Source organism: Mucilaginibacter defluvii, from assembly GCF_039543225.1.
GTDB lineage: Bacteria > Bacteroidota > Bacteroidia > Sphingobacteriales > Sphingobacteriaceae > Mucilaginibacter > Mucilaginibacter defluvii.
On the sequence record NZ_BAABJI010000002.1, the window covers coordinates 851,575 to 862,761 of the forward strand.

The window sequence follows — 11,187 nt, forward strand, 5'->3', positions numbered from 1 at the left end:
AACTTTAACACACTAAATTCCAAATTGTTGTAATTTTATTTACACACGATTGCCGGCTAACGTCCATTTAAGTAGCTTCTTAATATCTTTTTGGCCGAGCTGCCCCGGTTTTAAACGCCAAAGCCAATTTTTTGATGACGAGGCCGGTATATTCATACGAGATTCTTCATCAAGACCAAGCAGATCCTGAACCGGAATGATACATGTGTTTGCTACCGAATTCATCGCCAGCCTGATCATCACCTCGTGCACGTTACCTGATTTTATTTTGATGCCTGTATAATCGAAAAGCCTGCGTTTTTCGGGCTTCCCGGCGTCCTGCCGAAACCAGCCAACAGTAGTGTTATTATCATGCGTACCGGTATAAACAATATAATTTGCGGTGTAATTGTGGGGTATGTAGGGCGACTGCGGCATGTTATCGCCAAAGGCGAATTGTAGCACTTTCATGCCCGGCAAACTAAACTCATCACGCAGCTGGTATACCGCGTCGTCAATATCGCCCAAATCTTCTGCAACCAACGGTAACTCTCCGAGCTCAGCTTTCAGCGTTTCAAAGAAATGATTGCCAGGGCCTTGCTGCCACTTACCATTTATGGCGGTAGTTTCGTCGGCCGGTACGTCCCAGTACGCCGCAAATGCCCTGAAATGATCCAGACGGAGCACATCAAAAAGTTCCATATTTTTTTTGATGCGCTGTACCCACCAGCTGTAATTTTGCTGCTTTAGCTTATCCCAGCAAAAAACAGGCATGCCCCAAAGCTGTCCATCGGCGTTAAAATAATCAGGCGGTACACCTGCTACGCCAAGCATTTTACCTTGTTCATCCAGATTAAAAAATTCGCGGTGCGCCCAAACGTCTGCCGAGTCATAGCTTACGTAAAATGGCAGATCGCCAAAGAGCTTTACACCCAAGTCATTACAATAGCTACGCAAGCCTTGCCATTGTTTGGCAAAAATATATTGCATCCATTTGGCTTTAAGCACTTCATCAGCATATTTGCGGCCGAAGGCTTTGAGCGATTTGTCTTTACGCTGACTATAATCCTGATGCCACTCATACCAGGGCTTGCCACCGTGATGCTGTTTTATCACCACATATAGTGCAAAATCGTTAAGCCAGGCATCCTGCTCGCGGCAATAGCTCGCAAAATCAGCTTGTGAATTTTCGCCTTGCTTTTGAAAAATACCCCAGGCAATATTCAGTAACTGCTGCTTAATACGTTCAGCCGCGACATAATCCACTTCAGCTTTTGATGGCATTGCATGGGCTTTTAAGTCGTCGTTGGTTAACAAACCATCTTTAGCCAGCAACTCCGGGCTAATAAGCAACGTATTCCCGGCCATACTTGAAAACGAACTATATGGCGAATGGCTGTTTACCATCTCGGTTGGTGTAAGTGGAAGCAGCTGCCAGTATTTTTGCTGGCTGTACGCCAAAGCATGTGCAAAGGCTAATGCTTGCGGCCCCAAATCGCCTACGCCAAAATCAGACGGCAACGATGTGATATGCAACAACAGGCCTGATCCGCGTGGGCTCTCCTGACGCTTAAAGCTAATTAATCCCAAAGGCAGATAATCTGCAAAGACATCTTTTATAAACAATTCATCCTCTTGCGAGCGGCCCTCTGTTCCTGCTAACTCATTGTAATAGCTTTCGGGTATTCCTTCAGGTAGTACGATCCTTGTAGATGCCCAATTAATCGACTCTTCGGCAATGTTTGCTTTTATAACAGGCAGGTGTAGCGGGATAACCGTCACTATCCATTGTTGCTGATAATGCCTGGCGTATGCCAGGATATGCTGCTTGTATTTACCCTTAACTTTTAACGGCACGTATTTTCCGGAAGTAAATACTTCGGAATATTTAATCCTAATGGCAAGTAAGCTTTTGGTAAGCCAAAGCTTGATGGAGGCGGTATATCGTTCGTTCCAAAGCCGTTTAATATCTTCTCTTGCACCTAATTGTATATCTTTCAGCAATGTATCACTTAAAGTATAATCAACATCTCTGCGGTTATCCGGGTCAACAAGGCTCAGGTCCCAACGCTCGCAGCCCTGGTAAATATCAGGTACGCCCGGGCAAGTGAATTTGAGCAGTAACTGCGACAGTGAATTAACAATACCATGATCGGCAAGTTGCGGGTGAATGCCCGAGAAACTCTTCCAAAATGGTGAACCATTATCGAGTAAACGCGACGCAAAATTTTTAGCCGCTGTTTCATAATCTTCATCCGGCTGCGCCCATTGCGAATGCTGTTTACCCTCACGAAGCGCCTTCTCCAGATAATCATGCAGGCGCTGTTCAAAGTTATCGTCTCCCTGTCCGGGCATCGAGTATGCGCCGACGATGGTTTGAAAAATCAGGTATATATCATTAACATCAAGCACCTTATCACCGTCCGGCTGTGAATTTTCTTTAATCCATTGCTCAGCTGCTTTGCTCCACAAATCAGGCATGGCAGATAGCGCATTGAGCCTTGCGCGCACATCTTCGCCACGCTTAGTATCATGCGTTGATGTACCGTTTAGCGCAAGCGGCCAATGGGCTTGCCTATGCTTCATATAGGCATGAAATTCATCAACCGGCATACCAAACGCGTCCGGCGCGTCTCCTACTTCATTATGCGCTGCAAAACGGTTGTAGGTATACATCAGCGTATCTTCAACCCCTTTAGCCATCAACGGACCGCTTAACTGCATACAGCGCTGATAAAAACTTAAAGCATTATCAGCATATTCCGCGGCCTTTTCTTCCGGATTTTTCAGTAAAGCCTGCTCTAATAGCATTGCTGATTGCTTTAGCTCTGCATCGCTTTCTTTTATTTTTTTTATGATGGCTGATACCTGCTTTGCTTCATCCGCTGCAAGCGGCATCGTGTTGCCATAATACCTGTAAACCGGGCAGTAAATTAAAAACCGGGCAATAGCTTCCTTTAGCTTTTCGTGGTCTGTTTGCTGATGCTCATGCTCACCGATCAAATTAAATTCGCAAAAGTACCTGGTCAGGTTAGCCAGTTCTCCTGCCATGTGCTGTTTTAGTATGTAAGCCTTTTTTTCGTGTATATCGGCCTCACTTAACTTACCATTACCTGTTAAGCGGTTGTATAGCGAAGTAAACTGCTTTTCGCCATCTGCATTGGTTAGCAAATTATTGATTACTGCTAAAAACTCGTAGCCAGTTGCCCCTTCAATCGGCCAGCTTTCCGGCAATTGCTCGTCTTTTTCCAGTATCTTTTCTACCACGATGTAAACGTCATTACCAACAAGCTTGCGCAGATTTTCCAGATAACCTGTCGGATCATACAAACCATCAACATGGTCAACCCTGACGCCCTGGAATACACCTTCTTTAAGTAATGATGCAATGAATTTATGATAATTTGTAAATACGTTCGGGTTTTGCATGTTCAGGCAGATCAACCCGTTCACGGTAAAAAACCGGCGGAAATTTATCTTGCTATCGGTTTCCTGCCAGTTACACAGCCGGTAATACTGCATCTCAACAAGTTGCGAAAGCTCAGCCTTATCTTGATTGATCAGTTGGATTGCCCGGTCGATCTTACCCTTATATCCCTCGCCGGAAAACAAGGATTTTAACTGGATTTTTAACTCATTAAAAGCTATTGTAAAAGCACTTACATCATCATTTTGATGTGTTTGTTTAATTTCCTGCAGCAACTTTTTCAGTGCGCTATCTTTTCCTTTTACGGCTGATAACACCGCGTCGTAGGTGCTTATATTAACCGGATAATTGTTATCGTAGTAGCTCAGATAAAAAGCGCCATCCGCGTAAGTCAGCTTTAATTCATCGTTATTGATTACGTCCTCAAGTGATGATCCTAAAAAGGGCAACATAATTTTGCCTTCAAAAAGCTCGCTTGTTCCGGCGGTATCAAAAAATGAGGCATAAGCGGATAACGTGCCTTTCTCCAGCACATCCATCAACCAACTGTTTTTGGTATCAAAAGCCATATGATTTGGCACGATGTCCTGCAACCAGTTTATTCCACTCTCTTTTAACCGTTTACTTATCTGCCGCAGTTGTTTCAGCGTACCTATTTCCGGATTGATTACGTGCGGATTGGTAACGTCATAACCATGCGTGCTGCCCGGTACGGCTTCAAAAATGGGAGAAGCATACAGCGTTTTTATTCCGAGCGATTGCAAATACGGTATTATCCGTTCAAGATCGGTAAAGGTAAAATCCTTGTTGAACTGGATGCGATAGGTTGCTACTGGATTAAACATAACGATTGATATAAACTGTTACAGATTCAGGTTGTACTGATGCGGCGCGAGCCGCTTCCTCCTGCTGAATTATTGCTTTGCCGCCCCACTTTTCGTCAGCACTGTTAAACAACGTTGTCCAGTTGTTATTTTCAGGCAGATCAACTTGTTGTACACTGTCAGAAAAATTCAGTACACAACAAATTTTTTCATCTTCGTGCCAGCGCTGAAGCATCAGGATTTTCTTACCGGCATCAGCAGTAACACTTAGGTTTTCGCGGTTTAATTCCCTTAAAGCCTTGTGGTTAACTCTCAGATTTATTAACGTTTTGTAGTATTCCAGCATTTCCTTGTGCCTGGGTTGGGTTAGTAATTGCCATTGCAATTTCGACCGGTTAAACGTATCTTCCGACTGTGGATCGGGCGTCTCGCCTTCGGCGTGAAAAGCTTTAAACTCCTCTTTGCGGCCTTTGCGTACGGCTTCTACCAGCTCGTCATCAGTATGACTGATAAAATATTGGAACGGGTTTGTTTCAGCCCATTCTTCGCCCATAAATAACATAGGTATGTATGGACTACACATTACCGCCGCCGCCATCAGTTTCTGCATTTCAAAACTTACCAATGTGCTGGTACGCTCGCCTAACATGCGGTTACCCACCTGGTCGTGATTTTGGGAGAATACGATAAATTGATTTCCTTTGTTTTTTGAAGCACTCGCACCGAATGTTTTTAGCCGATGCGGCGAATATATACCATCAAACACATAAGCGTCGCGGTAAGTCTTTGCCAAATGATCTATTCCGGTAAAATCCGAATAATAACCGGTTTGTGGCTCACCCGCTGTTACACGAAGGGCATGATGAAACTCGTCAATCCATTGCAAATCAATGCCATAACCATTATTATTTAAACTATTTATATAAACTGGATCGTTCAAATCTAATTCGGCAATCAAGTGATATTTTCGGCTTGTCAAAGCCATTAATTCATCGACATGCTGTTTGATCTCCTTAAGTACATGTGTCGGACTAAGGTCTTTAATCGCGTGAACAGCGTCCATCCGCAGCGCATCGATATGAAAATCCCTGAACCATATCAATGCGTTCTCGATGTAATATAGCCGTACAGCATCGCACCAGGCATCATCAAAATTGATGGCATTGCCCCATGGCGTGTGATATTTATCAGTAAAGTAGGCACCAAAATCGTTGAAGTAATTTCCTTCGGGGCCAAGGTGATTGTAAACCACATCCAACACAACCGCCAGGCCTTTTGCATGGCAGGCATCAACCAAACGCATCAGTCCCTCCGGACCGCCATAAGTGTCCTGCACCGCATAGGGTAAAACGCCATCATAACCCCAGTTTCGGCCGCCGGGAAATTGCGCTACCGGCATAATTTCCACAGCCGTAATGCCCACTTCAACCAGATGATCGAGTTTTGTGATGGCGGCATCAAATGTACCTTCAGGAGTAAACGTACCAATATGCAGTTCGTAGATGATGTAGGCATCCTGCTTGTGATTCGTCCATAAAGCGTCAGTCCAATTAAACGTGGAAATATCTAACGCCTCCGACGGCCCGTGCACACTTTCAGGTTGCGAAAGAGAGGCTGGGTCGGGGCGCTGCTTCTCTCCATCCAAATTAAACATATACCTGTCGCCGGGCTGTATTTTATCGGTAGTGAGCGTCCAGTAACCATAATCTTCGCCTTTGAGCGGTAAATCAAGTTTTTTTTCATCCACTACAACAGAAATCTGCTTTACAAGCGGCGCCCAAACCGCTATTTGAGCCAAGCCGTCAGCACCAAAATTTACGCCAAGGCTCCGTTTATTAATCTGCGGCTTCTTCATGCTTGTTATGATGCTCTAATAAAACCACTGTACGCCCTTCAACAGTAACCGTTTCCCCGGCGTTATAAACTGATCTGTCGGCTTTATAATCGGCGGTGTTTAAAACCACTTTCCACTTTTTGCCGAATTTTTCAGCCGGTAATTTATAATCTATAGCTTCATGAAACGCGTTAAATATCACATAGTAACTATCGTCCACTATGCGCTCCCCTTTTGCCCCGAGCGAGTGAATACCCTTTCCGTTTAAAAATACGGCTAATGATTTCGCAAAATCGTGGCTCCAGTTCTCCTCACTCATTTCATCGCCTTCTGGTAAAAACCAGGCAATATCTTCCAGTTGCTGGCCTTTAGCAGGCTGCCCCTGAAACCAGCGCCTGCGCCTGAAGTTGGGATGCTCCCTGCGGAAGTGTATGAGCTTTTGCGTAAACTCAAGCAGCTCTTTATCAGCATTCTCCCAGTTTACCCATGAAATTTCGTTATCCTGGCAATAAGCATTGTTGTTACCACCCTGTGTACGGCCCATTTCATCGCCGGCTACCAACATAGGCACCCCTTGCGATAAAAATAGCGTCGACATAAAATTACGCTTTTGCTGCGCGCGAAGCTCGTTTACCGATTCGTCATCAGTTTCCCCCTCTGCACCGCAGTTCCACGAGCGGTTGTGGCTTTCGCCATCGTTGTTATCTTCGCCGTTGGCATCGTTGTGTTTCTCGTTGTACGATACCAGATCGTGCATGGTGAAACCATCATGCGCGGTTATAAAGTTGATGCTGGCAGTAGGCCTGCGGTAGTCATCCTGGTAAAGGTCGGGGCTGCCGGTAAAGCGCTGGGCAAACTCGCCAAGCATACTGTCGGCACCACGCCAGTAATCGCGGATGCAATCACGGTATTTACCATTCCACTCCACCCATCCCGGCGGGAATTTACCTACCTGGTAACCACCCTCGCCCACATCCCAGGGCTCGGCAATCAGCTTAACCTGCGATATGATGGGATCCTGGTGAATAATATCAAAAAACGCGCTCAACCGGTTTACCTCATGCAGTTCGCGGGCCAAGGTCGACGCAAGATCAAAGCGGAAGCCATCAACATGCATCTCGGTTATCCAGTAACGCAGGCTATCCATTATATATCTTAACACATTGGGCAGCATAGCATTAAGCGTATTACCTGTACCTGTATAGTCCATGTAAAAACGCTTATCATCATCAACCAAACGGTAATATGACGCGTTATCCACGCCTTTAAATGAGAGCGTAGGCCCCATCTGGTTACCCTCGCCGGTATGGTTGTATACCACATCAAGTATAACCTCTATTCCTGCTTTATGTAACTCCTTCACCATGTTTTTGAACTCGCTTACCTGTCCGCCGGTAACGCCGCTGGATGAATAGCGAACATCAGGCGCAAAAAAGCCGATGGAGTTATAGCCCCAGTAGTTACGCAGACCTTTTTCAACCAGGTAACGGTCGTTCACAAACTGATGGATCGGCATCAGTTCAATAGCGGTGATGCCTAAATCCTGCAGGTGCTTGATGATAGCCGGATGCGCGATAGCCGCGTAAGAACCTCGGATATCCTCCGGTATCTCCGGGTGCTGCATTGTAAGGCCACGAACGTGTGCTTCGTAGATCACTGACTGATGATATGGCGTACGTGGCGGAGCATCATCTCCCCAGTCAAAATTATTATCAATAACTACCGATTTTGGTATATAAGGCGCGCTGTCTTCCTCGCTATAGCTCAGGTCTTCATCAGGGTGACCAACCTGGTAGGCAAACAGTGAATCGTGCCAGTCAATTACACCCGCAATGGCCTTGGCATAAGGGTCTAACAATAATTTATTCGGGTTAAAGCGGTGGCCGTTCTGCGGTTCATAAGGGCCATGCACACGGTAGCCGTATAACTGCCCTGGTTTTACACCCGGCAGGTAAACATGCCATACCTGATGTGAACGTTCATAAAGCTTAATTTTTTTTGATTCGGTTTGAGATTCGGGCGAATCAAACAAGCACAGTTCAACGCCGGTAGCATTATCGGCATAAAGTGTAAAATTCACGCCTTCGCCATCCCACGTTGCACCCAGCGGGTACGGTTTACCCGGGTAAGTTATTATTTCCATAGATAGATTGTAAATGTTTTTATTGTGGCAGCAGAGATAAAACAGGCATCAGCTATAACGCCCGACATCAGTTTTGCGCCAGACATCATTACTACAGCGAAACAACAATAATGTTTAAACAACCTTTAAAAACGGCTCAAAATAATATACTATAAGGATAAATAAACATTAACCCCTGCTTCGGCTACTGAGTAGCTTTGTTAAAAAACCTATTATGAGAATAAAGCTTACCCTACTTGCCCTTGTGGCAGGGCTAAACGGCTTTGCCCAGCAACAGTTTGCCCCGGTAAACCCGAACACCACACCCGAGGCGCGCAAACTGTTGAGTTACATTTACAGTATTAAAGGCAAACACATTATAACCGGGCAGCACAACTACCCGCATATACCTAACAAGCATTTGGATAGCGTAAAAGCGATTACCGGTAAAGAACCTGGCCTTTGGGGTGCCGATTTTATTTGGAGCGGCACCAATGACGTTGGCCAAACCATAGTTGACCAGGCCATTAAACGTTATAAACAAGGCTACCTTATCTGCCTGATGTGGCACCAGGGCCGCCCTACCGATAACCCGCCTTACGGCTGGAAAGAAAGCGTACAGGCCAAGCTTACCCCCGCCCAATGGAAGGAGCTAACCACACCTAATACCGAATTAAACAAACGCTGGCTGGCACAGGTTGACCAGATAGCCGTATGGCTGAAAAAACTACAGGATGCAAAAGTACCCGTACTTTGGCGGCCATACCACGAGATGAATGGCGTATGGTTTTGGTGGGGCGATAAAAAAGGGCCGGATGGCATCAGCAAGTTATGGAAGATGATGTACGACCGCTACACCAACTACCACAAACTAAACAACCTGATTTGGGTATGGGGAGCTAACGGCCCGCGCGACCTGCCCCAAGACCAGGCCTACTCATACAAATACTATTACCCAGGCGCAAAGTATGTAGATATATTGGGTACCGATATTTATAATGCCGATTATGAGCAGAAAGATTATAACGAGCTTTTACAGTTAGCCAAAGGCAAACCAATTGCTTTAACTGAAGTTGGTGAACTACCTAAACCTGAAATACTTAAAGCACAACCGGAATGGGTATGGTTTATGGTTTGGGGCGATTGGTTGTGGACACATAACACCAAAGAACTGGTGAAAGGCAACTATGCCCGCCCGCAAGCTCTAACGCTTGATGAGATCAATTACAAGTAGATCGTAATATCGTATTAAACAAAAATGCCGGGTACGTAGCCCGGCATTTTTGTTTAGTTTGAAACCGGATGGCTCGGCTTAGATAAGTTTCCCTGCAAATCAACAGCACGAATAGTGTAATGGGTTTTTGCATCACCGGTGTTTACCATAAACCAGTTGAGCGGCGTATAGCCTATGCGTTTGCCGTTGCTATAAATATTATAGCCCATAAACTGCCGGTTATCCTTAGCTGCAGCCCATTGCAGCTTTGCCCCGGTGGTTAGCTTTTTAAGGGATACCTTTTGCGGTACGGTCGGCGGCGTATTGTCGGGTTTTAATTGGTTGATACAGTTCATGAGCGCGCGAAAATTGTGGTAAGTACCTTTCCATATCTGTCCTTTCAGCGCCTTTTTCATTTCAGGCTCTTTATCAATCCCTCCTGGGTACCAATCGCCGTGCTGATGATCGATAAGATAGGTTTGCACATACGTCCAGAGCTGTGTGAATTTATCGTAATATTTCAACTCGTCCTTCGGATAAAGTGTTGACATCAGCAACAGCGAATTAAGCCCCTCGGCCTGCGCCCACCAGTTTTTACCATCCTTTATAATGCTGATACCGGGCTGATCTTTAAAATAATAGCCCTCATCATAAAAACCACCTAATTTTTTATCCCAACCATTTTTCAGGGAATGGTCAACCATGCGTTTAGCTACCTTCAGGGTAGCCTCATCATGCCCTAAACCCAGCACGTGCGATGCTTCCAGCATCAGGTAAGCGGTTTCCACATCGTGCCCAAAGGATACATGATCGAGGTAACGGTGCTTTAAAATGCTGGCGGTTGATGAATCGCGGGTTGAAACAGGCGTCCAGTCCGGTTGAAAAAACAGGGTGAGGTAACCCTTGGGCGTAGTTATCTTATCGCGTACCAACAGCAGCATCTCGTTTAACCTTTCGCGCAGCAGGCTATCCGGCCAAACGGTATAGAGTTCTGTAAAAGCTTCGAGCAGGTGGATAGAGGTATTCTGATCTTTATAACCTTTATCAGATGTTGACGGAAAATCAGCAGTACGTTTTATCACGGCGCCATCCAGCTCCATGTGCTGGTAGTAGCCCTTATGTATAGGGTCATGCGCATGTTTCTCTAACCACCAAAAGGTTTGCTTGGCCAGGTTAAGCGCGGCCGTATCGCCGGAGGCCTGGTAATAAGCGGCAAGCCCGTATATGGCAAAAGAGTTACCATACGATTCTTTAGGCGCGAATGAATTTTCGGCTACGTTGCCCTGCCTGTCGGTATAGGTATAAAAACCACCGTTCTGCTTGTCCCACATCTTATCCCTCAAAAACAAAAAGCCCTGTTTGGCATCGGCTTTAAAGTATGGTACGTTTGGATAAAATAATGCCGCCTTCGCGTTTGACCATACGTGCCTTGCCTGGGTAACAATCATTTTATGCTGATCGGGTGCTACTTTAAAATCATAGGTAAAAGCACTCAAAAACCCGCCATAAGCGGTATCAACTGAGCGTGGGTACCATTTGTCGAGCAGCTCCACCCTGGCAGAGCGTTCCATCTGATTGGCGATGGTTGGCTTATCGGTTTGCGCAAACAATATTTGAGGCGTTATCAGGCTGCCTGCAAGCATTAGTTTAAGGCTATTTTGTACTAGTTTATGCATGGTTGAATAATTGGTTTCAGGATTAAAAATAAATGCTTAAGCCGCCAAACCGCTATTTTGACAATATATTACAAGCATTTGGTAAAAATACATTACAAGGCTTTTTGCTCCC

At 45.5% G+C, this 11,187-nt stretch carries 5 protein-coding genes; 1 reads left to right on the plus strand and 4 read right to left on the minus strand.

The window, feature by feature from the left end; translation table 11 throughout:
- Positions 1-39 precede the first annotated feature (39 nt).
- The 3 genes from treY to glgX are packed head-to-tail and all read right to left on the minus strand — an operon-like array spanning position 40 to position 8,207.
- Positions 40-4,251 carry a malto-oligosyltrehalose synthase gene (treY, locus tag ABD960_RS10005; protein ID WP_345331010.1) on the minus strand — a complete coding sequence of 1,404 codons (4,212 nt, stop codon included), beginning with the start codon at positions 4,249-4,251 and terminating at the stop codon, positions 40-42.
- Positions 4,244-6,085 carry a malto-oligosyltrehalose trehalohydrolase gene (treZ, locus tag ABD960_RS10010; RefSeq protein ID WP_345331011.1) on the minus strand — a complete coding sequence of 614 codons (1,842 nt, stop codon included), beginning with the start codon at positions 6,083-6,085 and terminating at the stop codon, positions 4,244-4,246. Before treZ ends, treY begins: the two co-directional genes overlap by 8 nt.
- Positions 6,066-8,207 (minus strand): glycogen debranching protein GlgX, encoded by a 2,142-nt coding sequence (gene glgX, locus ABD960_RS10015; RefSeq protein ID WP_345331012.1) that lies wholly within the window; start codon positions 8,205-8,207, stop codon positions 6,066-6,068. Before glgX ends, treZ begins: the two co-directional genes overlap by 20 nt.
- Positions 8,208-8,421: 214 nt before the next feature.
- On the opposite strand from glgX, the gene ABD960_RS10020 reads away from it, so the two are divergent.
- Complete coding sequence (locus ABD960_RS10020; protein ID WP_345331013.1) at positions 8,422-9,420, plus strand: glycosyl hydrolase; 999 nt, start codon at positions 8,422-8,424, stop codon at positions 9,418-9,420.
- A 53-nt stretch (positions 9,421-9,473) separates the two neighbouring features.
- Here ABD960_RS10020 and ABD960_RS10025 read toward each other — a convergent pair whose 3' ends face one another.
- Complete coding sequence (locus ABD960_RS10025) at positions 9,474-11,075, minus strand: AGE family epimerase/isomerase (RefSeq protein ID WP_345331014.1); 1,602 nt, start codon at positions 11,073-11,075, stop codon at positions 9,474-9,476.
- Positions 11,076-11,187 lie beyond the last annotated feature (112 nt).

Bases quoted from the DNA above. Each gene is read 5' to 3' on its own strand.
- treZ (WP_345331011.1), bottom strand. From the start codon at position 6,085: ATGAAGAAGCCGCAGATTAATAAACGGAGCCTTGGCGTAAATTTTGGT.
- glgX (WP_345331012.1), bottom strand. From the start codon at position 8,207: ATGGAAATAATAACTTACCCGGGTAAACCGTACCCGCTGGGTGCAACG.
- treY (WP_345331010.1), bottom strand. From the start codon at position 4,251: ATGTTTAATCCAGTAGCAACCTATCGCATCCAGTTCAACAAGGATTTT.
- ABD960_RS10020 (WP_345331013.1), top strand. From the start codon at position 8,422: ATGAGAATAAAGCTTACCCTACTTGCCCTTGTGGCAGGGCTAAACGGC.
- ABD960_RS10025 (WP_345331014.1), bottom strand. From the start codon at position 11,075: ATGCATAAACTAGTACAAAATAGCCTTAAACTAATGCTTGCAGGCAGC.